General features: G+C 44.3%; 25 protein-coding genes and 1 pseudogene. 15 read left to right on the top strand and 11 right to left on the bottom strand.

Translation table 11 applies throughout. From position 1 onward, the window contains the following. Window positions 1-50: 50 nt before the first annotated feature. The 6 genes from gyrA to dnaA form a co-directional block, all read right to left on the bottom strand. Window positions 51-2,567, bottom strand: coding sequence for a DNA gyrase subunit A (gene gyrA, locus JUE95_RS08165; RefSeq protein WP_235995371.1), 2,517 nt, complete (start codon window positions 2,565-2,567; stop codon window positions 51-53). A 137-nt stretch (window positions 2,568-2,704) separates the two neighbouring features. Continuing rightward, on the bottom strand, window positions 2,705-4,648 hold the full coding sequence (gene gyrB, locus JUE95_RS08160; RefSeq protein ID WP_203650592.1) for a DNA topoisomerase (ATP-hydrolyzing) subunit B: 1,944 nt from the start codon (window positions 4,646-4,648) through the stop codon (window positions 2,705-2,707). Window positions 4,649-4,682: 34 nt separating this feature from the next. Then, entirely contained in the window at window positions 4,683-5,801 is a 1,119-nt protein-coding gene (gene recF, locus JUE95_RS08155) for a DNA replication/repair protein RecF (protein WP_203650590.1), read from the bottom strand. Window positions 5,802-5,805: 4 nt separating this feature from the next. Continuing rightward, window positions 5,806-6,051: a S4 domain-containing protein YaaA gene (gene yaaA / locus JUE95_RS08150; RefSeq protein ID WP_203650588.1), complete on the bottom strand. Its 246-nt coding sequence runs from the start codon at window positions 6,049-6,051 to the stop codon at window positions 5,806-5,808. A gap of 309 nt (window positions 6,052-6,360) precedes the next feature. After that, window positions 6,361-7,500 (bottom strand): DNA polymerase III subunit beta, encoded by a 1,140-nt coding sequence (gene dnaN, locus JUE95_RS08145; protein ID WP_203650586.1) that lies wholly within the window; start codon window positions 7,498-7,500, stop codon window positions 6,361-6,363. A gap of 250 nt (window positions 7,501-7,750) precedes the next feature. Next, the gene (dnaA, locus tag JUE95_RS08140) at window positions 7,751-9,085 is read right to left on the bottom strand and encodes a chromosomal replication initiator protein DnaA (RefSeq protein ID WP_203650584.1); all 1,335 of its coding nucleotides are present in this window, start codon (window positions 9,083-9,085) and stop codon (window positions 7,751-7,753) included. Window positions 9,086-9,567: 482 nt separating this feature from the next. Between dnaA and rpmH the strand changes: the two genes are divergently transcribed. From rpmH to mnmG, 6 genes are all read left to right on the top strand, one after another. Next, the gene (gene rpmH, locus JUE95_RS08135) at window positions 9,568-9,702 is read left to right on the top strand and encodes a 50S ribosomal protein L34 (protein ID WP_054702263.1); all 135 of its coding nucleotides are present in this window, start codon (window positions 9,568-9,570) and stop codon (window positions 9,700-9,702) included. Window positions 9,703-9,777: 75 nt separating this feature from the next. Continuing rightward, window positions 9,778-10,140: a ribonuclease P protein component gene (gene rnpA, locus JUE95_RS08130; protein ID WP_203650582.1), complete on the top strand. Its 363-nt coding sequence runs from the start codon at window positions 9,778-9,780 to the stop codon at window positions 10,138-10,140. Window positions 10,141-10,163: 23 nt separating this feature from the next. Beyond that, complete coding sequence (yidC, locus tag JUE95_RS08125) at window positions 10,164-10,967, top strand: membrane protein insertase YidC (protein ID WP_203650683.1); 804 nt, start codon at window positions 10,164-10,166, stop codon at window positions 10,965-10,967. 204 nt (window positions 10,968-11,171) lie between these two features. Beyond that, a complete protein-coding gene (gene jag, locus JUE95_RS08120; RefSeq protein ID WP_203650580.1) occupies window positions 11,172-11,933 on the top strand; it encodes an RNA-binding cell elongation regulator Jag/EloR in 762 nt (253 codons plus the stop codon). Between the two features lie 474 nt (window positions 11,934-12,407). Beyond that, complete coding sequence (mnmE, locus tag JUE95_RS08115; protein WP_203650578.1) at window positions 12,408-13,799, top strand: tRNA uridine-5-carboxymethylaminomethyl(34) synthesis GTPase MnmE; 1,392 nt, start codon at window positions 12,408-12,410, stop codon at window positions 13,797-13,799. A gap of 29 nt (window positions 13,800-13,828) precedes the next feature. After that, window positions 13,829-15,739, top strand: a complete 1,911-nt coding sequence (mnmG, locus tag JUE95_RS08110) for a tRNA uridine-5-carboxymethylaminomethyl(34) synthesis enzyme MnmG (protein WP_203650576.1) — start codon at window positions 13,829-13,831, stop codon at window positions 15,737-15,739. Between the two features lie 56 nt (window positions 15,740-15,795). Here the strand turns inward: mnmG and JUE95_RS08105 are convergent, their stop codons facing one another. Beyond that, the gene (locus tag JUE95_RS08105; RefSeq protein ID WP_203650574.1) at window positions 15,796-16,299 is read right to left on the bottom strand and encodes an acyl-CoA thioesterase; all 504 of its coding nucleotides are present in this window, start codon (window positions 16,297-16,299) and stop codon (window positions 15,796-15,798) included. A gap of 165 nt (window positions 16,300-16,464) precedes the next feature. Between JUE95_RS08105 and JUE95_RS08100 the strand changes: the two genes are divergently transcribed. Then, a complete protein-coding gene (locus tag JUE95_RS08100; RefSeq protein WP_203650573.1) occupies window positions 16,465-16,821 on the top strand; it encodes an iron-sulfur cluster biosynthesis family protein in 357 nt (118 codons plus the stop codon). A gap of 187 nt (window positions 16,822-17,008) precedes the next feature. On the opposite strand, the gene JUE95_RS08095 is transcribed toward JUE95_RS08100, so the two are convergent. Genes JUE95_RS08095 through JUE95_RS08085 form a run of 3 tightly spaced genes read right to left on the bottom strand, consistent with a single transcriptional unit; the run spans window position 17,009 to window position 18,580 of the window. Then, the gene (locus JUE95_RS08095) at window positions 17,009-17,455 is read right to left on the bottom strand and encodes a flavodoxin (protein WP_203650572.1); all 447 of its coding nucleotides are present in this window, start codon (window positions 17,453-17,455) and stop codon (window positions 17,009-17,011) included. 60 nt (window positions 17,456-17,515) lie between these two features. Continuing rightward, window positions 17,516-17,941: a EutP/PduV family microcompartment system protein gene (locus JUE95_RS08090; RefSeq protein ID WP_203650571.1), complete on the bottom strand. Its 426-nt coding sequence runs from the start codon at window positions 17,939-17,941 to the stop codon at window positions 17,516-17,518. A gap of 42 nt (window positions 17,942-17,983) precedes the next feature. Continuing rightward, window positions 17,984-18,580: a cadmium resistance transporter gene (locus JUE95_RS08085; RefSeq protein WP_203650570.1), complete on the bottom strand. Its 597-nt coding sequence runs from the start codon at window positions 18,578-18,580 to the stop codon at window positions 17,984-17,986. Between the two features lie 395 nt (window positions 18,581-18,975). Here JUE95_RS08085 and JUE95_RS08080 point away from each other — a divergent pair, with 395 nt between their 5' ends. The 3 genes and pseudogenes from JUE95_RS08080 to JUE95_RS12930 all read left to right on the top strand — a co-directional run bounded on the left by JUE95_RS08080 (window position 18,976) and on the right by JUE95_RS12930 (window position 20,641). Next, entirely contained in the window at window positions 18,976-19,590 is a 615-nt protein-coding gene (locus tag JUE95_RS08080; RefSeq protein ID WP_203650569.1) for a histidine phosphatase family protein, read from the top strand. Window positions 19,591-19,780: 190 nt separating this feature from the next. Next, window positions 19,781-20,293, top strand: a pseudogene (locus tag JUE95_RS12935) (NADPH-dependent FMN reductase); the annotation flags it as partial. Between the two features lie 15 nt (window positions 20,294-20,308). Next, complete coding sequence (locus JUE95_RS12930; RefSeq protein WP_235995369.1) at window positions 20,309-20,641, top strand: GNAT family N-acetyltransferase; 333 nt, start codon at window positions 20,309-20,311, stop codon at window positions 20,639-20,641. A 338-nt stretch (window positions 20,642-20,979) separates the two neighbouring features. On the opposite strand, the gene JUE95_RS08070 is transcribed toward JUE95_RS12930, so the two are convergent. Next, entirely contained in the window at window positions 20,980-21,543 is a 564-nt protein-coding gene (locus tag JUE95_RS08070) for a cob(I)yrinic acid a,c-diamide adenosyltransferase (RefSeq protein WP_203650567.1), read from the bottom strand. Window positions 21,544-22,144: 601 nt separating this feature from the next. Between JUE95_RS08070 and JUE95_RS08065 the strand changes: the two genes are divergently transcribed. From JUE95_RS08065 to JUE95_RS08045, 5 genes are read left to right on the top strand one after another with little or no spacing between them, the layout of a single operon-like run. After that, window positions 22,145-22,654, top strand: coding sequence for an ECF transporter S component (locus tag JUE95_RS08065; protein WP_203650565.1), 510 nt, complete (start codon window positions 22,145-22,147; stop codon window positions 22,652-22,654). A 1-nt stretch (window position 22,655) separates the two neighbouring features. After that, complete coding sequence (cobD, locus tag JUE95_RS08060; protein ID WP_203650563.1) at window positions 22,656-23,726, top strand: threonine-phosphate decarboxylase CobD; 1,071 nt, start codon at window positions 22,656-22,658, stop codon at window positions 23,724-23,726. A gap of 23 nt (window positions 23,727-23,749) precedes the next feature. Then, the gene (locus tag JUE95_RS08055) at window positions 23,750-25,126 is read left to right on the top strand and encodes a cobyrinic acid a,c-diamide synthase CobB (RefSeq protein ID WP_203650561.1); all 1,377 of its coding nucleotides are present in this window, start codon (window positions 23,750-23,752) and stop codon (window positions 25,124-25,126) included. Beyond that, window positions 25,113-26,087, top strand: a complete 975-nt coding sequence (gene cbiB, locus JUE95_RS08050; protein WP_203650559.1) for an adenosylcobinamide-phosphate synthase CbiB — start codon at window positions 25,113-25,115, stop codon at window positions 26,085-26,087. Before JUE95_RS08055 ends, cbiB begins: the two co-directional genes overlap by 14 nt. Further along, entirely contained in the window at window positions 26,084-26,731 is a 648-nt protein-coding gene (locus tag JUE95_RS08045; RefSeq protein ID WP_203650557.1) for a cobalt-precorrin-8 methylmutase, read from the top strand. The genes cbiB and JUE95_RS08045 overlap by 4 nt, the downstream gene beginning before the upstream one ends. Window positions 26,732-26,739: the final 8 nt, after the last annotated feature.

The following is a 26,739-nucleotide window of genomic DNA, read 5'->3' as shown; positions in this document are numbered from 1 at the left end:
ATCTACGAAAAAAGAACGGCATTAATTGCCGTTCTTTTAAATCATTTTATTTATTCATCGTCGTTATTATTATCTGATGAATCAGAATCATCATCGGTTGCTCGGTCAACTAACCGATTCAATGACGTATCGTCACCATCAGCTGAATCATCTGAAGCTGTATCGTCAGATTCATCTTCAGGCGCTTCTTTTTCAACAACCGCCATGGTAGCAACTTTAGCGTCATCGTCCAAGCGGATCAAGTGAACCCCTAAGGTTGCCCGACCAGTCTGGGAGACATTTTCCACACCAAACCGGATCATGACACCCTTATCGGTAATCAGCATAATATCCTCTTCACCGGTAACCGTCGTTAAGCCCGCCAGCGGACCATTCTTTTCGGTAACGTTGATGGTCTTGATTCCTTTACCACCACGCCCCTTAATGGCGTATTCGCTGGCCGGTGTCTGCTTACCGTAGCCCTTTTCGGAGATAACGAAAACGTTATCGTTTGGTTCTAGAATAGCTGAACCAACCACGTAATCGTCTTTACGCAGACGGACACCACGGACACCAGTTGCCGAACGGCCCATTGAACGAACGTCACTAGCCTTAAAACTAACAGCGTAGCCAGAATGGGTCCCAATGATCATGCACTGTTCATCATCAACGATGGACACATTGATCAGCTGGTCATCATCTTTCAAACTCAAAGCTTTAAGACCGTTGCTGCGAATATTAGAAAAGTCGCTAACAGGAGTCCGTTTAACGGTTCCGTGCAAGGTGGTGAAGAACAGATACTTCTGCTGATCCCCCGCTGCATCGGACACGTTAATTACGGCTTGAATCTTCTCACCAGCCTCGATGTTTAGCAGGTTGATCACTGGAATTCCCTTAGCGGAACGCCCGTATTCAGGAATCTCGTAACCCTTCATCCGGTAAACTTTACCCGCGTTGGTAAAGAATAACAGGACATCATGAGTGGAAGTTGAAATCAGGTGTTCGATAAAGTCATCATCATGGATACCCATGCCTTGAACACCACGGCCACCACGATTCTGCGCCTTAAATTCAGACGTTGGCAACCGCTTAATGTAGCCGTTATGGGTCAAGGAAATCATGACGTTTTCTTCTTCGATCAGGTCTTCGTCTTCCAAACTCAAGACTTCGCCGACCATTAATTCAGTCCGACGCTTGTCGCCAAACTTATTTTGAATATCCAGCAGTTCTTCGTAGATAATTTGGTTCTGCTTATCCTTGCTTGCCAAAATTTCTTGGTATTCAGCAATGGACTTTTGCAGTTCCGCATACTCTTTTTCGACCTTATCACGTTCCAGACCGGTCAAACGAACCAGCCGCATATCCAAAATGGCTTGTGCCTGTTTTTCAGAAAGCGGATAACGGCTGATTAACTCGTTTTTAGCAACTTCAGCCGTTTGTGAATTACGGATGATTGAAATAATCTCGTCAATGTGATCAAGGGCGATTTGCAACCCTTCCAGAATATGAGCTCGAGCTTTCGCCTTTTTCAGTTCAAATTCAGTCCGCCGACGGATGACTTCCAGTTGATGAGCCAGGTAATACTGCAAGATCTCTTTTAAGCTCAAAATCTTTGGTGAACCGTTTACGATAGCCAGCATGTTGAACCCAAACGAAGTCTGCATCATCGTCATTTTGTACAAGTTATTCAAAATAACTTCGGCACTGGCGTCGCGACGCACATCAACCACGATCCGCATCCCTTCACGGTCAGACTCATCGTTAACATCCGTAATGCCTTCGATTCGCTTATCCCGTGCTAGTTCAGCAATTCGCTCAATCAAGCGGGCTTTGTTGACCATGTAAGGAATTTCGGTGGCAACGATCTTTTGCTTGCCGCTTTTATCTTCTTCAATTTCAACCTTAGCCCGTAAGGTAATGGTTCCCTTACCAGTCTCGTAAGCTTTCCGGATGCCAGATTTACCCATGACGACCCCGCCAGTTGGAAAATCAGGGCCGGGTAAAGCTTCCATCAAATCAGCAGTGGTTGCATCAGGATTTTTCATCAGAATATGCAGCGCACTGATCACTTCTGCCAAATTATGCGGTGGAATATTGGTGGCCATCCCAACGGCGATCCCAGAAGCACCGTTAACCAGTAAGTTTGGAAAACGGGCCGGCAATACAACGGGCTCTTTTTCGGTCCCGTCGTAGTTGGGTTGGTAGTCAATCGTATCTTTGTTGATATCACGCAGCATTTCCATGGCAACCTTGCTCAGACGAGCTTCAGTATACCGCATGGCAGCGGCACCGTCGCCATCGACTGACCCGAAGTTACCATGACCGTCGACTAACATGTAACGGTAACTGAAGTCTTGCGCCATTCGAACCATGGCTTCATAAATTGCGGAATCCCCATGGGGGTGAAACTTACCCATGACGTCCCCAACGATTCTGGCAGACTTCTTGTATGGCTTATCAGGCGTAACCCCTAATTCACTCATTCCGTAAAGAATCCGTCGGTGAACTGGCTTTAAGCCATCACGAACATCCGGCAGTGCCCGAGCAACAATAACACTCATGGCATAGTCCAAAAATGAAGTCCGCATGGTTTTCGCTAAGTCAACATCGGTGATGCGACTTGGCAGTTCTTCATTCGCCAAATTTAGTACCTCCCATAATGTATCACGGGCAACTCAGCTACCCGTCAATCAATGACCCCCAGCGAATTAACAATTAATTCAAACTAGACATCCAAGTTTTCAACATACTTTGCGTTCGTTTCAATGAAGTCCCGACGTGGTTCAACCTTGTCACCCATCAACGTGGTGAAGACTTCGTTGGCTTCGGCAGCATCACTAGGATCGACCCGTAAGAGACGCCGTTTTTCTGGATCCATGGTAGTTTCCCACAGTTGACTGGCATCCATTTCACCAAGTCCCTTATACCGTTGAATAACTGGCTTTGGTGATGGCGGTAACTGACCCATAATAGTGTCTAATTCTTCGTCGGAATCAATATAACGTTTCATTTTTCCTTGGCGAACCTGGTACAGCGGTGGCTGGGCAATGTATACGTAGCCCGCATCCAGCAGTGGCCGCATGTAGCGGTAGATCAGCGTCAGCAATAGGGTTCGAATATGGGCGCCATCCACATCGGCATCGGTCATGATGATCAGCTTATGGTAGTTGACTTTAGAAACATCAAAGTCTTCACCAAAACCAGTTCCCATGGCAGTAAACAACGACCGAATTTCTTCGTTAGCCAGAATCTTATCCATGCTGGCTTTTTCAACGTTCAGGATTTTCCCACGAATTGGCAAAATGGCTTGTGTCAACCGTGATCGGCCCTGCTTAGCAGAACCGCCGGCGGAATCCCCTTCGACAATGAACAACTCGGAAATTGCTGGATCTTTACTGGTGTTATCAGCTAGTTTCCCGGGTAAATTGCTAATTTCCAAACCGCTCTTTTTCCGGGTAACTTCACGCGCACGCTTTGCAGCAACCCGTGCTTTAGAAGCCAATAACCCCTTGTCAACCACTTTTCGAGCAACCGTTGGGTTCTCCATCAAAAACTTCATGAAGTGCTCACTGAAAATGTGATCCGTCGCTGTTCTAGCGTCTGAATTCCCCAACTTAGTCTTAGTTTGACCCTCAAACTGCGGATCCGGGTGCTTAACTGAAACAACAGCCGTCATTCCTTCACGGACATCTTCCCCGCTCAGGTTAGCTTCATTATCTTTCATCAGGTTATTCTTACGTGCGTAATCGTTAACGATCCGAGTAAGGGCGCGTTTGAACCCTTCCTCATGAGTACCGCCTTCATAGGTGTGAATATTATTGGTAAACGTCAGCAGATTGGAATGGTAGCCATCCGTATACTGCAGTGCAACCTCCACCGTAATACCGTTTTCTTGACCCTCAACGTAAATCGGTTCGTCAAATAAAACGTCAGTATTCTTATCCAAGTACTCAACGTAATGTTTGATCCCGCCTTCGTACATGAAAGATTCTTCAGTTGGTTTTTCTGGCCGCTCGTCACGAATGGTGATTCGCAGACCCTTATTTAAGAACGCTAACTCACGAATCCGCGTCGTCAGCGTTTTAATATCAAAAGTAGTGGTTTCACGGAAAATATCTGAATCCGGCAGGAAGTGAACCGTGGTCCCGTGAATGTTTTCTGGCAAACCAGTGTCAATAACCTTCATTGGCGTAGTGACCCGACCATAAGCAAAGTCCATGTAATAACGCTTACCATCACGCACAACCTTGACATCAAGTTTGGAGGACAGCGCGTTAACGACTGAAGCCCCGACACCATGCAGACCACCAGAAACCTTGTAGCCGCCACCGCCGAATTTACCACCGGCATGCAAAATCGTGAAGACAGTTTCCAGCGCTGGTTTACCCGTTTTCTTTTGGGTATCAACAGGAATTCCACGACCATTGTCCATCACAGTGACGCTATTATCTTTGTGAACCGTCACGTGGATGGCATCGGCGAAACCAGCTAAGGCTTCGTCAATCCCGTTGTCGATGATTTCCCAGACCAAATGGTGCAGTCCTTGTGAACTGGTGGAGCCAATGTACATTCCGGGCCGTTTCCGAACCGCTTCAAGCCCCTCAAGAACTTGAATCTGACTGGCATCGTATTCGCGAGCACGTTCTTGTTTACTTTCTTCTTCAGCCAAGTGTGATCCTCCTCACTCTAAATCCCTAAAACAACTAATCATCAGCTTGGATTTCGCCATTGCTGATCCTAAATACTTTTGGTTGGTGTATTAATTTCTGCGCCACTCCGCTTAAGCTAGTGGTCGTCAAAAAGGTCTGAACCTTATCTTGAATCGCGGTCAGTAAATGCGTCTGCCGACTGTCATCCAATTCGGACAAAACGTCATCAAGCAGCAATACCGGGTATTCACCGGTTTGTTCATGCATCAAGTCAATTTCAGCTAACTTAACACTGAGTGCTGTCGTTCGCTGCTGCCCCTGAGAACCAAAACTTGAGACGTCTTTGTCATTCACCAGAAACTTTAAATCGTCCCGGTGAGGTCCAATCAGCGTCGTTCGCTGAAATAATTCTTTATCACGACGCTGCTGATACAGCAATTTAAGCGCATCGTAGACGTGCTGAGTATCTACTAGATCTTCATCGTTAACGCTGGTTTCATAATGAAACGACAGCTTTTCCCGTTGCTGGGAAATTTCCTGATGAACCTGAGCTGCCCAGACTTCTAAGCGCTTTAATAACGTCACGCGGGCACTGATGATCTCAGACCCGTACGCCGCCAGCTGATCAGACAAAACGTCTAACAGCACCATATCGGATTGCCGCTTACTACCCAATTCCTTTAAATACCGATTACGCTGCTTCAGGATCGTGCGGTATTGGGACGTATTGTATAAATACTTATGGCTCATTTGCCCGAATTCCATATCCATGAAGCGGCGACGAACCTGAGGCGAACCCTTGACTAGGTTTAAATCCTCCGGTGCAAATAAAATCACGTTCAGCTGACCGACATAGCCCGATAATTTAGCCTGTTCCAAATGGTTTACCTTGGCTTTTTTACCGTGCTTGGACAAATCCAACTCCAGCGGCGTCACTCCGGCGTGCTTTTGAACACGGCCGAGGACCTGTGCTGCTTCGGCCTGCCAGCCAATCAGTTCACGATCATTACTCGTTCGGTGACTGCGTGCCAGTGCCAAAAAGTAGATGGCTTCCAGCAAGTTTGTCTTCCCCTGAGCGTTCTCGCCGATCAAAACGTTTACGCCTGGTCCAAAGGTCACCGTCAGATCCTGATAATTGCGAAAATTGTGTAGCCTTAATTCTTCTAGTTTCATAAGCTTATTCAGCCTGATTTAAGCGAATAAAAAATAGCCCGACATCTTTGACATCGACCGTATCTCCTGGATATAGTTTTCGTCCGCGCCGATCATCCGGCTCATCATTTACAGCAACCGCATGTTCCTTCAAATACCACTTTGCTTGACCACCTGAACCAATAATTGCTTCCTCTTTGAGCAACTGGCCCAAAGTGATAAACGGTGGTTCAATGAAAACTTCCTTTTTCACGGCTTCACCCACCTTCATTTTCTCTTATAATTATACGCTTTTTAGGGGTAAAAGTATAGTTTCAGTTTCATTTTAAGCCATTTAAGCGGTTCTTCATATTCGTAAGGTATTTTGTCAAAATTCAATCAAAAACGCTTAGAGCTTAAAAATAACGTTTTACGTCAAAATGGCCCAAAATTGAAACATTATCCAGTTACCCTTGTAAATAACAGGCAAATAAGTCAACCTTTACCGGAGAAATACGTGAGCTTTTAACTAACGTTTTGTTAGACGAAAAAAGCACCGTTTCAGTTTTACCTGAAACGGTGCTTGCTTTTTTTCAATTGCTTAAAAAGTTCTCACTGGTGTAATCAACTGAATAAAGTTTTCCTTATCTTCAGTTGGCACTAGCGTAAATGGCCGCAATGGGGACGTAAAGGAAATTGTGATCACCGCAGCGCCAAAGGAACGCAATGCGTCCTTCATATAATCAGGGTTGAAGGAAATTTCCAGTTCATCACCAGTCATTTCACTGGGCGTCAATGCTTCTTCAACGTTACCAACGTCAGGTGAATTACCAAAAATCTTAGCTTGGTTATTGGCTGGATCAAGCGTTAGTTTAACCACGTTGTTCCGTGATTCATGGGACAGCAATGACGCACGTTCAATGGCTGAAAGCAGACCCTTAGCATCAAATTCAGCGCTGGTTGTTGATTCGTTAGGAATCAACCGCGATGTATCTGGATAATTGCCTTCCAGCAGCCGCGAATAAAACATCGTGTCGCCAATGGTAAACAGCACTTGGTTTTCTGAAAGCCGCATTTCAACGTCCGGATTATCATCGCCAATCATCCGTGCCAGTTCCGTTAAACTCTTACCAGGAATGATCACGTCGTAAGTAGCGGAGGCTGCAGATGGTAACTCGATCTTGCGTTGGCTTAACCGGTGACTGTCAGTTGCAACGGCTAAAAGTTGATTATCAACTAAGGTAAAGTGAACCCCAGTTAAAATTGGTCGGCTTTCTTGGTTAGATACGGCAATAACTGTTTGATTGATAAGTTCGCGGAAAACATCGCCAGTTAACGTAATGGCATCGCTAGCATCAATTTCTGGTAAGTGCGGATAGTTGTTGGCATCTAACCCATTGATAGTAAATGACGCTGAACCAGATGTGATCTCAGTTTGAAAGCCTTCAGTCACATCTAACGTCATGTTGTCTTCTGGCAAACGCTTAACAATGTCACTGAAAAAGCGGGCAGGTAACACAATGGCACCTGGACTTTGAATAGCCAGCTGATTGTCAGGATTATCTGAATGAATCAGAGTTTCAATGGAAATATCGGCATCTGAACCGGTCAGTGTTAAGCCGGTATCGTCGGCAGATAATTTTAAACCTGTCAGTATTGGAATAGTCGTTTTTGAAGAAATAGCCCGTTGGACATTATTGAGTTCTTTGATGAACGCTGCACGATTAATTGTAAATTTCATGATCGGTACTCCTTATAATCCATAATATAAATAAAAGAATAGTAATAGTAGGGCAGTGGATACTGTGGATAAGTTTAAGAAACACGCAGAAACTGTAAGTTATGCACATGTGGATAACTTGTGCATAACTTTTTGAGTTTTCCACATCTTGTCCTTTGAAGTCTTATCTATCATAGCCTATTCGTAGGAGTAAAAAAAGTAGCCGACTTGAAAACTGAATCAAATCGATTACTTTTTTACTTTACTCGGACTACCTTTCGATTTCGGTTTTGAGATTAGTAATCTCAGCTTGCAGGTCACTATCAGTTTTAAGCGCATCCGCGATTTTATCGTAGGCGTGAATAACGGTTGTGTGATCTTTGCCGCCAAATTCATTACCGATCTTTGGCAGTGAACTATCGGTCAGCTCCCGTGACAGATACATTGCAATTTGCCGCGGCATCACAATAGTTTTCATCCGCTTTTTACCCTTTAAGTCGGTTAATGAAACATGGTAATACTTAGCGACTTTTTCTTGAATCAGCGGAATCGTCAGTTCGCTGGAACGGCGGTCGAGTTTCAGACTCTTCAGCGAGCTGGCAACCAGTTCAGTGGTGATCGGTTGATGAACCATCTTCGAATAGGCATGAACCCGTGCTAAAGCACCTTCCAGTTCACGCACGTTGGAATCGATTCGGCTAGCAATGTAGCTTAAAGTTTCATCAGGAATGGCAATGTTATCAGCTTCGGCCTTGTTCCGCAAAATGGCGATTCGGGTTTCCAGGTCAGGTGGGGTAATGTCAACTGATAAACCCCAAGCAAAGCGTGATACTAAGCGGTCTTGCAGCTTGGGAATTTCGTTTGGCAAACGGTCTGAAGTCAAGACGATTTGTTTACCATCGTCATGGAGATCATTAAAAGTATGGAAGAACTCTTCTTGAGTTCCTTCTTTATCAGCAAAAAATTGAATATCATCCACTAATAGTAAATCAACACTGCGGTACTCTTCACGAAACTGATCCTGCGTTTTGGACTGAATTGCGGTAATGAAGTCGTTCGTAAACGCCTCACTAGTCACGTATTTCACCTTTGTATTCGGATCGTCGGCTAGCATCTTGTTACCAATGGCATGCATCAAGTGGGTCTTACCTAATCCCACACCACCATAGAAGAATAGTGGGTTATACATCACGCCTGGTTCCTCGGAAACAACCAACGCAGCAGCATGAGCCATTTGATTTCCCTTACCAATAACAAAGGTATCAAAGGTGTACTTAGGATTCAATTTAGCGCTTTGGCTAAATGGTGCTGATGCTGTTGCGGGATGTTCAAGTGTGGATACCTGAGAGTTGTTGTCATCATCAGCCACAATAAAAACTGGCTGAATATCCTCTTGGGCGTATTCATAGGCCAGTTCAACTAACGGTTGAGTTAGGTTGCGTTGCCAATAATCACGATGTAACTCCGATGGTAGCTTGATTGTCAGACGATTGTTTGTTAACTTAACGGGCTCTGCAGATGAGATCCACGTTTTAAATGCTGTAGGGGCGATTTTCTGTTGGAAACCGTCTTTGATTTCACCCCAAAGTGTGTCTAAATCAAGCACTTTTCTTCCTCCCCGTATTAAATTGATAAATTAAGTTTAGCATGCTGGAAAAAAGTTTTCCACAGGCTTTTGAACTTGTGGATAATTGTTTCACAGGCAGGTATAAAGTTTTCCACAAGGGTGTTCATAACTTTTAAAAAAGCTCTGTGAAACATTTTCATCCACAGGCAGTTGTGTAAAACAAATGCTGATATATCAGGTGTTTCACAAGTTCGTCCCCAGAATTAACAGGGGTAAAATTCTGAGAAACCACAGGCTGTGGACTAGTGGATAACTCTGTTAAAAAGGCGTAAAAATAATTCTAAAATTGACAGGTTATCCACACCCCTAAATCATGAAACAAATTTTTTTAGTTGCAAAAAAGACGCTCTTTTTTAAATTAAGTCTTTGATGTTGGCGCTAGATATGCTATTATATTTTAGAAATGCATTTAGAGATGTAAATAATGGCTTCATGCCTGAGGATCAGGAGGTGTAAGTTTTATGAAGCGCACATATCAACCTAAGAAGCGTCATCGTTCACGCGTGCACGGTTTCCGTAAGCGGATGAGCACGAGCAACGGCCGTAAGGTTTTAGCACGTCGACGTCAAAAAGGTAGAAAAGTATTGTCTGCATAGACCACTGACCAATCAGTGGTCTTTTATTTTTATGCCACGTAAAAATAATGTAAGCGGACGTTTTGGAGATGCAATATGCGAAAATCTTACCGCGTTAAAAAAGAAGCGGAATTTCAAGAGGTCTTTGAAGCCCGGCAGTCGGTGGCTAATCGTCAATTTGTGGTTTACCGAATGGATCGAAAGGATCAGCCCCATTTTCGGGTTGGTATTTCAGTAGGTAAAAAGATTGGCAATGCAGTTCACCGAAATTGGGTCAAACGCCGGATTCGACAATCGCTGACGGAGTTAAAACCCTATTTGAAACAGGACGTTGATTTTTTGGTGATTGCCAGACCATCAACGTCAGAGATGCCAATGCCGGAAATCAAGGCACACTTGGTTCACGTTTTAAAGCTTGCAAAATTGCTTGATAATGATTATAGCGAGGAAGACCAGTGAAAAAATTAAAGCGATTTATAACTATGTTTGGAATCGTTGGTCTGTCTGTCTTATTGACAGCGTGTGGTAACCAGCCAATTACCGAACATAGCACAGGGTTTTGGGATGGTGTTGTCCTTTTAAACTTCTCCCGGGCCATAATTTGGTTAGCTCACGTTTTCGGTGGGTATGGTATGGGGATCATCGTCTTCACAATCATCGTGCGGATCATCATCTTACCTTTGATGGTTTTCCAAACACGAAGCATGCGGAAGACGCAAGAGATTCAGCCCCAGTTAAAGGCATTACAAAAAAAGTATTCATCTCGTGACCAGGAAACGATGGCTAAGCTACGTGAAGAACAGCAAAAACTGTACAGCGAAGCGGGCGTCAACCCAGTTGCTGGATGTTTGCCAATGATTGTTCAACTGCCAATTATCTGGGCTTTGTACCAAGCTATTTTTCGGACCGACGTTTTACGATCCGGTCATTTCTTATGGTTACAACTGGGGTCACGGGATCCGTACTTAATTTTACCGATCCTAGCTGCAATCTTTACCTTCTTAAGTTCATGGCTCATGATGAAAGGTCAACCGGAGTCAAATTCCATGACAACTATGATGACGGTAACCACGCCTGTGATTATCTTCATCACCGCGTTAAGTTTGCCAAGTGCACTTTCGCTATACTGGGTTGTTACTAACGCGTTCCAAGTGGGTCAAACCTTGGTCATTCAAAATCCTTGGAAGATCCGTCGTGAACGTGAAGAAAAGAACCGGGAACAGCGAGAACGTGAACGGCAAATCAGAAAGGCTGTTCGACGAGCTAAGCAAAGTCGTCGTAAGTAGTTAACAGCTCACATTTTAAAAGCTAATAAGGATCTCAGGGTAGTCTGACTGCTCTGAGATTTTTTGTGCTTTCTAGTTAGATATCGTTATTTAAAATTAATTTCACAAAAAATTTGTAATATTACCATTTGCAAAAGCTACTAAATGCAAGCCCCTCGCATGCTATACTATAAGTTAAGCAGTTTATTGAAGGGAGAAGCAGTCATGACGTTATACACCAGCGAGACCGTTGAAGGGGCCGTTCAAAAAGCACTTCAACAACTTCAGCTCGATAAATCTCAAGTGGAGGTGACCATATTAACGAAACCGCGCAAAGGTTTTTTTGGTATTGGTGCCCGAAAGGCAAAGGTAGAGGTTAAGCCGGCTGTTGTCAGCAAGCCAGAAGAAGCAGTGGAGACGACTGATCCGTTAGCTAAAGCATCGTATAACAAATCAGAGTCAGAAACTGAAACTGACAGTGGATCGACACAGGATGTAGCAACCACTGATGAACCAACGGCTAACCGACAAGCTGAATATCAGCAGGTAGCCAATGAACTCAATCAGTATTTAAGTGAAATTATTAAACGATTAGGCATTGAAGCCACCAGTCAGGTTGTCGTCCAGCACAGACACGTCAACTTGAATTTTGAAACTGAACAAGAGGGGCTGCTAATTGGTAAGCATGGCCGAACGATCAACGCACTGCAGAGCCTGGCACAGGTTTATTTAAATCATAAACGGTTCTCCAAACTTGAAGTGACATTGGACGTTGCTAACTACCGTGAGCGCCGGGTAGAAACCTTGACCCGCTTAGCCGAAAATATGGCCCGTGAAGTGGTCGCAACGGGCAAACCAGTTTATCTGGATCCAATGCCATCTTTCGAACGTAAACAGATTCATAGCGTCCTAGCAGATAACGAGCACGTCATGACCTATTCGGCAGGAACGGAGCCGAAGAGGGCGGTGGTGATTACGTTAAGATAGGTGCGTAAAAAAGCGTTAAGGGAGTGGAGCGTAAGGTGACTAGTGGTGTAAACCGTGGGCTTGGGTTTAGACCACTAGTCACCTTACGTGCAACTCCCTACTTTTTGAAGCCAGTTTGGGCTAGGTGAAAGGGGAGCGGGGTAGCTGAAAGAACCGAGTAGTTAAGAGCTCTAATTTTACCCAGCCTAATCGGGCTACAACGAGCAGACAGCTGCATGTAAGGTACTATCAGCACAGGCACGCCAAAGTACGGCGCACCTATACTGATAGTACCTTACACTCCGCTATCTAAGCGCTCGTTTCCGCACCTTTTTTCCTTGACACTCCTCCCATTCCAGTCTATTATGATACTTAATCATTCTTATCTTAAATAGATAAAGTAGTCAAAGTGCTTTATCCATGCTGTTAGGGGCATGGAGTGGGCACTTTTTTTGTGCGTGAAAAAATGAACAATTAATTAATGGAGGGATAGATATGACGACGACAAGTGAATTTGACACGATTGCGGCCGTTGCAACACCGCCTGGTGAGGGTGGTATCTCAATTATTCGGGTGAGCGGCGATCATGCTTTTGAAGCGGTGATGCCTTTATTTAAAGGTAAAGCGTTGGATAAGGTGAAAAGTCACACAATCAACTATGGTCATATTATTGATCCTGAGACACAGTCGGAAGTGGATGAGGTCATGGTTTCCGTAATGCGGGCGCCAAAGACTTATACGCGTGAAGATGTGCTTGAGATCAACTGTCATGGCGGTTTGGTTGCGACTAACGAAATCCTGCAGCTTGTTATTAGTCAGGGTGCGCGGTTAGCCGAACCTGGTGAATTTACCAAGCGCGCCTTCCTCAATGGCCGAATTGACTTGAGCCAAGCTGAAGCCGTGATGGATTTGATCCGGGCCAAAACGGACCGGTCGATGAAGGTTGCTTTGAACCAGCTGGATGGCAATTTATCCCGGTTGATTAAAAACCTGCGGCAAGATATTTTGGAAGTCTTGGCACAAGTTGAGGTTAACATTGATTATCCAGAATACGATGACGTGGAAACCATGACTACAAAATTACTGCTGGAAAAAGCCAAAGAAGTGAAGGCTTCGATTCAGCAGTTGCTGAAAACGGCTAAGCAGGGTAAAGTACTCCGAGATGGTTTAGCAACGGCAATCGTCGGCCGGCCTAACGTGGGCAAGTCCAGTTTGCTGAACGAACTGCTTCATGAAGATAAGGCCATTGTAACGGACGTTGCCGGGACCACTCGAGACGTGATCGAAGAATATGTGAATGTCGGTGGTGTCCCGTTAAAACTAGTTGATACAGCTGGCATTCACCATACGGATGATAAAGTTGAAAAAATCGGTGTGGAACGTTCAAAGAAAGCCATTGCCGCAGCTGACTTAGTGGTGCTGGTCTTAGATGCCAGCGAACCGCTGACTGCTGAAGACCGTCAATTACTGAAGGATACCGCGAATGAAAAGCGGATCATCATTTTAAATAAAACTGATTTACCGCAGAAATTGGAAATGCCGGAACTGAAGCAATTAGCCGGCGATACCAAAATTATTCAAGCTTCCATGACCAAGAATCAGGGAATTGATCAGCTGGAAGGCGAAATCAGCCACTTGTTCTTTGATGAAGGCATCGAAACGGGTCGCGGTACTGTCATGGTGACCAACGCCCGCCATATTGGTCTGCTGAAACAGGCTAGTTCCGCTTTAGATGACGTTATGAGCGGTATTGCAGCTGGGATGCCAGTTGATTTAGTTCAGATCGATATGACCCGCTGCTGGAATAAGTTGGGTGAAATCACTGGTGACAGTTATCAAGACGAACTGCTGGATCAGCTTTTCAGTCAGTTCTGTGTCGGTAAGTAAACGAGAGAATTTATTTAGGAGGAAACAACATGCCTAAGATTCAAGCCTATCAAGGCAAGGACTATGATGTCATTGTCGTTGGTGCCGGCCACGCCGGAGTAGAAGCAGCGCTGGCAGCTGCGCGCATGGGTAACAAGACGTTATTAATGACGATTAATTTGGATATGGTGGCCTTTATGCCATGTAATCCATCGATTGGTGGGCCAGCTAAGGGAATCGTTGTGCGCGAAATCGATGCTCTGGGCGGTGAAATGGCCAAGAATATTGATAAAACTTACGTCCAGATGCGGATGCTCAATACGGGTAAGGGCCCAGCTGTCCGTGCTTTACGGGCTCAAGCTGATAAGCACGCATATCACGCTGAGATGAAGCATACCTTGGAAAAGGAACCCAATTTAACTTTGCGTCAGGGAATCGTTGACGATTTGATCGTTGAAGACGGGGTCTGCAAAGGTGTGATCACTAATACTGGGGCGCACTATAGCGCTAAAGCAGTGGTGATTGCTGCTGGAACGGCCGCACGGGGCAAAATTATCATCGGAGAGCTGATGTATTCATCAGGTCCTAACAATTCCCAGCCCGCAATGAAACTCACTAAGAACCTTGAAAAATACGGTTTAGAGCTTAAACGGTTTAAAACTGGGACACCGCCACGAGTTGACGGTAATACTATTAACTACGGCGAAACTCAGGAACAGCCAGGGGATAAAGAACCGAATCATTTCAGTTATGAAACGCCAGACGAAAACTATCTTGCGCTTAAAAACCAGTTATCCTGCTGGTTAACTTATACCAATGAAACGACCCACAAAATCATTCGTGCTAATCTCGACCGGGCACCAATGTTTACCGGTGTCATTGAAGGTGTGGGTCCACGGTACTGTCCTTCAATCGAGGATAAGATCGTGCGGTTTGCTGACAAGAGCCGGCACCAATTATTCCTGGAACCAGAAGGCCGGAATACGGATGAATGGTACGTTCAAGGACTATCCACTTCAATGCCGGAAGAGGTTCAGCAGAAGATTCTTCACTCCATTAAAGGCCTGGAAGCAGCTGAATTAATGCGGCCGGGTTATGCCATTGAATATGACGTGGTTTCACCGTATCAATTGCGGCCAACCCTTGAAACTAAAATCATTAAAAACCTCTATACTGCTGGCCAGACCAACGGGACTTCCGGTTATGAAGAAGCGGCTGGCCAAGGTATCATGGCAGGAATCAACGCCGGCTTGCGTGCCTTGGGTAAAGAACCTTACGTAATGAAGCGCTCAGAAGGTTACATTGGTGTCATGATCGATGATTTGGTGACTAAGGGAACTAATGAGCCCTACCGTTTGCTGACTAGCCGAGCAGAATACCGGTTGATCTTGCGGCACGATAACGCTGATCTGCGTTTAACACCGAAGGGTCACGAACTGGGTCTGATCTCTGACGAACGTTACAATGCCTTTTTAGCAAAACGGAAAACCATTGAAGACGAGATTGAGCGGTTAAATACCGTGCGGGTTAAGCCTTCTCCAGAAGTTAACGCCTACGTTGAATCACATAATGAAAAACCGTTGAAAGACGGTGTTTTAGCTGCGGAATTTCTGCGTCGCCCACGGGTGACTTATAAGGACTTGCTGAAGTTTATTCCAGCACCTGAAAAGCCGCTGGATCGACGGATCATTGAGGAAATCGAGATTCGCATCAAGTATGCTGGCTACATCAAGAAAGCCGAAGAAAACGTGGCTAAGATGAAGAAGATGGAAGCTAAGAAGATCCCGGATGATATCGACTTTGATGCCATTGACGGTTTAGCAACGGAAGCACACCAGAAATTAGATAAGATTCGGCCTGAAACCATTGCACAAGCAACGCGGATCAGTGGGGTCAACCCAGCCGATATTGCGATTTTAAGTGTTTACATTGAACGTGGCAGAATTGCCAAAATTCACTAATAACTAGACTAAAAAAGCTGAATCCTCGCTAATTTGCGAAGATTCAGCTTTTTAATTTACTTCAGGTTGAGATGGTTCAGTAGGTCTTTTTGATACTTACGGTCTTGTTGACGCTCGGTTAACCGAGCAGCATAGCCATTGCAAATGAATTTTTCTTCATCCGTTTCAGGCATGATTTTTGGCAGCGGCGGGTCAGCTGGATTAGCCACCGTGACGAAGGTGACAAAACAGGTGAAGCCCACAAAACGCTTGCCAGTTAGTAAATGTTCACCCAATCCCTTAACGAAGACTTCCAGCGAGCGGTGACTGGTACCAGTTACGTAAGATTCGATCAGCATAGCATCCTGCATGACAAATGGTGCGATAAAATTCATGTGATCCATTGTGGCAGTGACTTGGACCTGACGTACTGCCTTAGAGGCCGCAATTGAGCTGGCATCATCAACTAAGGATAAGATTCGACCGCCAAACACGGTGTCGTGGTCATTTAAATCGGAACTAAATACGCGGTGACTAGTAGTGGTTAACGTTTCGTGGCAGGTTAACTGATTTGTGCTCACAGTGGTGACCTCCAGTACTTAATAGTTAAAGGTATTTTAACATAGATTCACAAGCTGAATTAAAACAATGATTTTTAGCGTGACGCGGAACTGAAACAGATTAATTGTAATTTAGGCGGATAACTTTCATAATGAACCCAAAATTATCTGAAAGAAGCGATGAACATGACACGTCATTTAACATTGTCACCAGAAGCAATTGAGAAGATTAAGCCCCGTTTAAAAGATGATACGCGACTATTGTTGAGCTATGATGATGGCGTCGGTCCCTATTCTCACCATGGATTAGTTGCCCTGCAAGTTTCCTTTCAGCTAGTTTTGATCAATGACAGTCAGCCGTTTAAGGATTATGACGAAGAGATCGAGACTAATCTGCAGCCGATGTATATCAAAAGTTATTCTGGCCGTTTCCTAAGTGATCAAATGACCTTAAAGCTACAACCAAAATACCAGACATTAATTTTGGCGGATGACAGCGAAGTTATTGATCAGAACGTGGAAATTGTGGATGAACGTCAATAGTGGCTTTGAGAGTGTGTGCAAGACTTGGTGGATTCCAGAATTCAACGTGAATAAGGCCCATTTCGGCAGATCTTGTCGGAATGGGCCTTATTCACGTTAAGTGACCAGAAGCTGAGTTTTAGCATGTTATTAGGCGATGCCATCTGATACGGCTACAACCAAAACACTTAAAGTGTCTGTTTCCCAACTATTTTCCAGCAGCTTTAACCAGCGCATCCGTAAATTTAGCCAGTGTCTCAACGTCTTCTTCAACCGGTTCCAGGTCGATTTTAACGTTAGTGGCACCCTGGGTAGCGTGGGCAGTCTTGAATGCCTCACCATAGGCATCAACTGCTTTATTAAAGTCATCACCGTAGAAAACATCACCGGAGCCTGCAACCCCGTAAATTTTGCCAGTGAGATCCAATTCCTTTAGGTCTTCATAGAAGTCCATGCCTTCTTCAGGAAGGGCGCCTTCATCGTAGGTATATGGACAAACAACACAGATATCTGCGTCCAGCAGTTCTTTAGCGTCCGTTTGTGAAATTTCGGTTTCATCGACTTCAATACCGTGTTTTTTGAGTTGGTCTGCAATAATGTCTGCGATGTCTTCGTTATTGCCAGTAATAGTTGCGTATACGACGTGTGCGTTCATAAATAGGTTACCTCTTATTATTGTATTGTTTATAGTTCTTTCTAGTTACATATGATTCTACTACTTAAGTAACGCGGAGACCTTATCGATGTTGGTATCCGTGAACGCTGATATGGAGATGATCGGGTCAGCGCCCGCATCGTTTAAACGATCCTTAACGATGGCGACATCCTTATCAGTCGCTATATCAGTTTTAGTTACGATACCGATTGTCGGACTGCTGAACATGGAACTAAAGCCAGTGGGTAAAATTACCCGTGGATCGGTAGCGCTCTGCAGTAAAACGATGATATCGGCACCAATGGCTGAAGTCATCAGGTTTGAGTACATATAACGATGTTCCAAGTACTCGCCCGGAGTGTCAATGATATTATTGTAATACTCAATGGTCTGGGTTTTGTTGTATTCAATTTTCTTTTCGTTTAGCCGTTGAATCAACGTTGTTTTGCCGCAGCCAACTGGGCCGATAAACATTGCCCTTTTCATGTTAAAAGGCCTCCATAATTAAATATTTGAGATGATAGGTGTTTAAAACGCGTTATTTTTAATGAGGATGTAAATCCCTAACATAATGAAAATAAGCGGAATAACCCATTTCCGGTATTCCTCAATTTTTTTCTTTAATACTGGTAAATTAGCCAGTTTATAACCAATAAAACACCAGATTAAAGTCATTATCATATAAACACCGATAGTTAGGCCTGTTTCAGTCTGGTTATATTGAGAAAATAACGGAACGTAGATACCGATATTATCGGCACCGTTTGAAATGGTCAGCAGGCAGATACTGAGAATTTTAATAATGGCGAATCGATTATACTGAATTGATTTCGGTAAGCTGCTGTTGTCTGTTTTACTACGGAAATAGTAGTCAAACCAATACTTAATCCCCAAGAAAATCGGTAAAAGACCCAACCACTGCAGTAACCCGTTGATTAAGAAACTGAGGCCATAATCAATCAGCAGACTGAAAACGACCAGGCAGTCAATGCCCAACAACTGGCCCAAAATAATTTGATATTTTTTATACTTTTCTTCCTGTGTAAAAAGGAGTGTTAGAACCACAATGTCATCTAGGTCTGAGCTGATAAATGATACTACCCCTGTAATAATCAGTGCAAGCATTATAGGACCTCTGTATCCGCTTTCATTAAATACTTATCCTCTCATTCTAAGTGATACATTGCACATATTCAAGTGTTTATCTTGTTCAGTTGATAGACGTCAAGATTTGAAAAATCGTGGTATAGCAAGGATAGAAGCAGAAAACGCAGGCGCGTGACGGGTACTTTAATATCATTATTTTGCTGGTCCCTTAGCAAAACAGCTAAATGTTTATCAGGTATTGCGGAAGAAACCGACGTAATTGAGCTTTAATGACGTGTCGTTTCATAATTATCGGCTGCCACTGCGTTAAATGAGATGTAACAGAAGGATTTACTGTTGTTAATAAGTTTTAGCAGACGTGTCTAACATAGTATGTCATAATAATGGCAGAATAAGAAGAACGGGGGCACACTATGACAGATTTTTATTTCATTCGTCACGGTCAAACGACGGCAAATGTTCAGGGGTTAAAACAGGGAACCCTGGATACGGAAATTACCCATTTAAACGAAAGGGGTTTAGCTCAGGCAGCTAAGTTACGCGATCATTTTGATATTAGCTTCGCCGATCGGATGATGGTTAGTCCGCTAAACCGAACGAGACAGACAGCCGCCATTTTGAACGAAAACGCGCAGTTACCAATCAGCTATGACGACCGATTATTGGAGATTTCCTACGGCGACTGGGATGGCCAAAAAAACCGGGACTTGGAGAAACAGTATCCCGATGTGTTCGACCATCGTCTTCATGATGTGCTGCCAACGTATGTCAGCCTTGCGCATGGCGATTCTTTTCAAACGATAGCTGATCGGACTCAGTCATTTATGACTGAATTTGCAGGTAAATATCCTGATCAAGCCATTATTGTGGTGACTCATGGTTTTACTATCAAGGCCGCGGCCATGGCTGTTTTGCAGCCAGATAAACTCATGGCCCTGCCAGAACCTGATAATACAAGTGTTACCAAAGTGACCGTTGATGCTACTAGCGGGCAATCTTACTTATGGTCGTACAACCAACACTATTAAGAACTATTGTGTAAAGCGCAATTCGAACGCTGCGGACCACAAATAAGATTATTTTGAAAAGATAATGTTTTTATATCCACTCTTGATCAAAAGCGAGCTTTTTGACGCACGTCGTCATATAATGTAAGTGCTTACAATTAATTGATTAGACACGCATTGTCAACATAAAGATATTTTTGAGGTGGTTGTCTTGAAAAAAATAGGTGTATTTGTTGGTAGTTTACGGAAGGAATCATATTCCAAAAAAATTGCAAAAGTTTTAGTATCACTACTACCAAGTAATGTTGAAGCAGAGTTTTTAGATACAGGCGTACTCCCGTTATTTAACGATGATCTCGATCCCAATGGTGTGCCAGAATGGAATCATTTCAGAAGCCAGTTGGATACGCTGGATGGCCTATTGATCGTTACACCAGAATACAATCGTTCAATTCCAGGAGCTTTAAAAAATGCCATGGATATTGGCTCTCGGCCGAAGAACCACTTTAACGGTCAGGTTGCTTTAGTGGTGTCCGATTCCCCTGGAAATGCCGGTGGATATGGGGCGAACCATCACCTGCGGCAGACATTTACCACGCTGAACATTACGCCAGTTCAGCAGCCAGAGGTCTATCTTGCTCATGTGAATACGATATTTGATGAGCATGACATGATTAAAGACGAAAGAACAGTGGGGTTCTTGCAGTCCGCCATCGATGCATTTACCCAGTTGCTTTATGTGACGTCATTATCAACGAGCGTTAGTGATTTCTTGGAGAATAGTACCGATCCGCTATCGTTAACGCTTGGTGATGGGCACTACTACCATAAAAATGACGCTGGTGATATCGTGGCTGAAATTAAATTTAATTTTGACACACCTGGAGCATTGACTATTACTAGTACCACTGTTCAGCCTGAATTACAGGGCAAGGGAATCGCAAAACAACTGGTGCTTAAAGTCATTGCCATGGCAAAGGCTTATCAGCTTAAAATTATTCCTGACTGCAATTACGCAAAGTCATTTTTTGAAACGAATAAAGACTATGCGGACTTAGTTCAGTATCGTTAAGTTATCAGATTTCCCAAAAAACTACCAAGACGAGAATTCAATCGAATTAGCGTTTTGATAGTTTTTTAAAGCGGTTAATGTTGTTTTATATTGTTTTATAACAAATATTTACTCGAAAATTATGATGATTTTATTGATATGAAGGCAAAATAATACTATTAGCCATACTGAAATTTAGTATGCGCTTGATTCGGCGGTTACGTTATTTTGCTATTGGTGGTTGGGTGGTATCTTGCTTGTACCCGATTTTCGTAATAAAAGCCCTTGATATTGAGAGATGAATATCTCTTAACATCAAGGGCTTTTATAATAAGCTGTCTTTTTACGAAAAAGATGGTTTACCGGAATACGGGTTTGCTGTTCAGATATAAAACATCCTTGTTATCATCGAGCATGTTTGCGTAACGGGCTGCTGCAAAGAAGTAGTCAGACAGGCGGTTAATGAAGACCAATACGTCTTTATTGATATCATCTTCACCTTGAAGGGTCACAATGTTACGTTCAGCGCGCCGGGTGATTGTCCGGGCTACGTGTAAGGCTGAGGCTGGTTGGCTGCCCCCTGGCAGGATAAATTTCTGAACGGGTGGTACGGCTTCAGTATAGGTATCAATTTTACCTTCGAGCCACTTTATGGCATCGACGTTAAAAATGAAGGACCGTTTAGGATCGTCATTTAAGGTGGCCAGATCAGTACCGGCATCAAACAACAACTGTTGAATTTCTTCTAATTCTTCTTTTAAAACGGCGGTCTTTGGTGTGAGCACCGAGATCGTGTAACCGACCCAAGAATTTAACTCATCGACAGTACCGTAGGATTCGACCCGAGCATCGTCTTTGTCGACGATTTTTTTACCAATGATCCGGGTTTGCCCTTTGTCGCCTTTTTTCGTGTAGATTTTCATAATGAGCCTCCTGAAATAATAGGATGAAATTACTTTTTCCATGATACATAAACCACGCGTCACTGAAGTAACGAACTTCTAGGAACACCGTATGTTTGTTCGCTACCTGATTCATTTTATCGTTAACATGATTACATGTAAATATTGTATAGCAGTGCTCAAAGCGCTGATCCTTTCGTTAAACCCCCTAATCATTAACAGGGAGGTGTTTAAAGTAATGTGAAGTCAAAAAAATAAAATTCTAACAAAATAATAGTATTAAATTCAATATAGCGTAAAAATAATCTGGTTATGACGATAATTTGTCATAAAATCACGCTCGAAAAATGAGTTTTAAAAACAAACTGTAACATAAAACCTATGATGTCGCTGTTTTAATTTTGAAGGGGCGTAAAAATATCATGCAATATTTTATCATTAATCAATAAATCAGTATTATTTTAAAGAAATAGTCAGATTACCGTAAATAAATTGTTAGTTAAATCACAAGTCGTTGAAATGGGGAAAGGAACCTTTTATATTTTTAATTGAACACTGAATACAGTGTTATGTAAGCGCCATCATTATAATCTTTTTCAGAAAGAGAGGTTCTTCATTCATTATGGGTGATTCAGCCAGATTAAAAAGAATTGTATTAACAGCAATGTTACTGGCCCTTTGTGTCGTTGGGGCAAACATTAAGATCTTGGGTTCGATTGCGTTTGATTCTATGCCCGCATTTCTTGGTGCTATTTTATTAGGGCCGTGGTTCGGGGCGTTTTTAGGTGTCTTTGGTCACTTGACTTCAGCAGCCATAGCTGGGTTTCCATTAACCCTACCTATTCACCTTATCATTGGGTTCATGATGGGGGTCTGCATGTTTGTTTTCGGTTGGATCCGCCAGCGATTTGGTAAGGATAAGTTTGGTATTATTTTGATTTCAGACGTCGTGGGATACGTCATTAATACGCCGCTAGAAGTCCCGTTACTGTACCCGTTGTTAAAGGGTGCTATTTTCGCGCTGTTCGTTCCATTGACGATAGCAACCATCGTTAACATTGTCATTGCAGAAATTATCTATGCCTTTTTACCAAAGAATATGAAGCACGCCAGCTTCTTAGGGAGTAATTAGCATGAAAGTAACACACGGCGGTAACCGCGAATTAATTGCACAGCGGATTGGAATTTCAGCAGACAAGCTAGTGGATTTTAGTGCCAATATCAATCCACTAGGACTGTCACCACGGCTTAAGCAAGTTATTACGGATGCGGTGGACGAGGTGATCTACTATCCAAACCCGCAGTATCCAGAACTACGCGAGGCAATTGGCAGCCACTTCAAGTTATCATCTGAAGATGTTTTCGTTGGAAATGGCGCAGTGCAAATGATCTTTGATACCGCGACTGCCCTTCATTCGAAACACGCGCTGGTACTGGCACCGACGTTTGGCGAGTATGAACGCTCACTGACGCACGCTGGTACCACGGTCTCACACTTTGAATTAACGCCAGAAAACAATTTTCAAGTACCTGTTCAAAAGCTGTTAACATACCTAAAGGCACATCCAGACATTGATCTTATCTGTCTGTGCAACCCCAATAATCCAAGTGGTCAGGTTGTTAAACCAACGGATGTTCAGCAGTTAGCAGACTATTGCACGAAACACGACGTTTGGCTGATTCTTGATGAGGCCTTTATGGACCTCATTGATCATGACGCGCTCAGTTATGTGTCGTTGATGAAACCAACGGATCCCGTGATTATTTTACGGTCCGCGACTAAGTTCTTTGCGATTCCGGGTTTGCGGCTGGGGTTTGCATTGACGCGAAATGAGCAGTTAAAAAAACAATTGATCAATACACAGGAACCCTGGTCGGTGAACACTATGGCTGCCCGATTCGGTGAACACATGTATGAGGATACTGATTACATTAAACGGACCTACGATTGGTTAAGAACTGAAAAGCCATACCTGTATCAGGCACTGCAGACTGTGAATTACCTAACCGTTTTTCCGTCGGTCACTAATTACTACTTATTAAAGAGTGAGATTCCGCAATTACGCGAACGGCTTTGGCAACGCGGCATTATGATTCGTGACTGTTCTGATTACGTAGCGCTGAGTCCGGATTATTACCGGGTAGCGGTACGCAGTCACGCTGAAAATGAACGGTTGATTGCTGCTTTACGGTCGTTGGCATAGAAAAAATAAAGGGGGTTGGTTGGATGAAAAAGTTAATGATTGCCGGAGCAACGAGTGGATCCGGCAAAACCAGTGTGACGCTGGGCATTTTATCAGCCTTGAGTGACACGTTGCGGATCCAGCCTTATAAGGTGGGTCCAGATTACGTCGATACTAAATTTCACTCGCGAATCACGGGACGCCAATCGCGCAATATTGACAGTTTCTTGGTACCGGATGAGCATTCGCTGAAGTACCTCTTTGAACGCGATACCAGTGATGTGGATCTGGGATTGGTCGAAGGAGTCATGGGGCTCTACGACGGGCTGGGCACGGATAAGGATGCCCATTCCTCAGCAAGCATCGCAAAGACGTTAAACATTCCCGTTGTGCTAGTCGTCAACGGCCGGTCAGCCTCAACGTCGATTGCGGCCATCGTGAAAGGGTTTATCGAATTTGATCCCGCCGTTCCAATCGTTGGCATTGTGGTTAATAACGTGATGAGTCAAAATCACTTTGACCTCATTAAGGGTGCCATTATGCGGTACGTCAATATTCCAGTACTAGGCTATCTACCGTTTAAAAAATCGTTATCACTGCCATCACGGCAGCTGGGGTTGGTTCCCGACAACGAATTACCAGCAGTAGATTCAAAAATCGCTGAATTAGGCAAGCTGACGAAGGCTCACATTGATTTAAAACAACTGTTAGCGTTATCCGGCACAAGTGTGGATGCGCATTTACCATCACCAATTGTGACCCAGCAAGTTGATTTAACGTTGGGCATCGCCCAGGACGACGCCTTTAGTTTCTACTATCAGGATAACTTGGAAGCTTTGAAAGAAGCGGGCGTGACGCTCAAGTCATTTAGCCCGATTGCAGACAAAGCATTACCAGAGGGCATCGACGCTCTGTATCTGGGCGGCGGTTATCCCGAAGAATTCGCGGCAGAGCTGTCGGCTAATACCGCAATGAAACAAGCTATCCGCGCTTTTTCGCAAGCTAATCGTCCCATCTATGCTGAATGCGGCGGCTTGATGTATTTAGGTAATCAGCTAACGACCAGCAACGGTACGTTTAACATGCTGGGGCTGCTGAATGGCGAGAGTGAAATGACACCGCGATTGAAGCGGTTTGGCTACTGTGAAGCTTCACCAGTTGTGGATACACTCATTGGTGCAGCGGGTACTAAACTCGTTGGCCATGAATTTCACCACTCAGTGTTTACAGCGAACACAGGCCTTGAGCCGGTGCTTCGCATGAGAAAGGTCCGGGACGGTGCAGTTGTAGATGAGTGGCCGGGCGGTTATCAGGTTCGGCAAACATTTGCGAGCTACCTGCACGTTCATTTCTATCAAAGTAAGACCGTTTTCAACGGTTTACTAGATCGGTTAGGAGCGCGTGTCCATGCTAGTCATTAGTATGATTGCAATTGGCTTCGTTCTCGACCTGATTTTGGGCGATCCGCCGACCTGGCCGCACCCGGTTAAGCTAATTGGCCACGCAATTGCGGGACTGACTAAGTGGTGGAACAAACCAGCGTTTGCACCGATAACGCGCCGGCTGCTTGGCGGCTTGATGTGGCTGATCATCGTTGGTGGTACTTGGGTTGTCACCTTTGGACTCATGCGGCTAACGCGGCCAGTTCCCTGGTTTCAGTTTATCCTCGGCACCTATCTGTGTTACACGTGCCTTTCTATCAAGGGGTTGTCGATTGAGAGTCGCAAGATCATGCGCAGCTTAAAACAGGGCAACTTAGACAAGGCTCGCTATCAGGTGGGGATGATCGTTGGTCGTGATACTGATCAGCTTTCCGCTGAAGATGTTTGTAAGGCGACCATTGAAACGGATGCCGAAAATACCAGCGACGGGGTGATTGCCCCGTTGATTTATTTAGCTATCGGCGGTCCGGCGTTGGGACTGGCTTACAAGGCAGTCAACACGCTTGATTCGATGGTTGGCTATAAAAATGAACAGTATGGTGACATTGGTTTTGTTTCTGCCAAGTTAGATGATTTATTCAATTATATTCCCGCTCGGATAACGTGGTGTCTGCTGATGCTAGCCACGGTGCTGTTGCGGTTTGATGTACACAATGCATTGATCGTTGGTCGGCGTGACCGGGAACATCATCGCAGTCCAAACAGCGGTTTTTCTGAATCCGTGGTAGCCGGCGCACTAAATTTGCGTTTAGGCGGGCCGCATTACTACTTTGGCGAAATCGTGGATAAACCGTTTATTGGTAACGAGGATGCCGTAGCAGCCGACTTTAGCGCCATTCGAAACACGCTTAAACTCGTTTATCTAGTGGCGTTTATCGGCTTGCTGCTGGTCTGTGTCTGCCGCTTCGCATTTTTAATCATTGGAGGATTTATTGCATGAGTGATTACATTACGATTCCAAATCAAATTACGGATAAAAGTTTTGAAATGATTCAAGACGAAATTGATCAAATTGATCCCAATTACACGTTTAATTCAGCCATTGAGGAGGCCACAATCAAGCGAGCGATACATACCACTGCAGATTTTGACTACCTCAAGAACTTGAAGTTCACGCACGACGCTATCGCTAAGATCGCGCACGTGATGCAAAGTGGCGGCACGATCTTTACCGACACGACGATGGCCCTTGCCGGGATGAATAAACGTAAATTAGATGCGATTGGCTGTCATTACCACTGTTACATCAGTGAACCTGAAGTGTTTGCCCGGGCAAAGGAACGTGGCATTACCCGTTCCATGGCGGCCATAGAAGTGGCGGCTGAAGTCCCAACGGAGAAGGTGTTCGTCGTTGGAAACGCCCCAACTGCACTGTATAAGATTCTGGAGATGACGAAGGCCGGGAAGTTGAATCCAGACGCCGTTATCGGTGTGCCGGTTGGGTTTGTGGAAGCGGCGGAAAGCAAACAGGCCCTCTACGAAAGTGATATTCCAGCCATTGTGGCCCTTGGCAGAAAAGGCGGCAGTAATTTAGCCGCTGCTATGGTCAACGCAGTGTTATACAATTTAAAACTCGTGAAGTAGGTGACATC

The sequence above is a fragment of the Secundilactobacillus yichangensis genome (genome assembly GCF_016861565.1).
Taxonomy (GTDB): Bacteria; Bacillota; Bacilli; order Lactobacillales; family Lactobacillaceae; genus Secundilactobacillus; species Secundilactobacillus yichangensis.
This window is presented reverse-complemented; position numbering and strand designations above follow the sequence as displayed.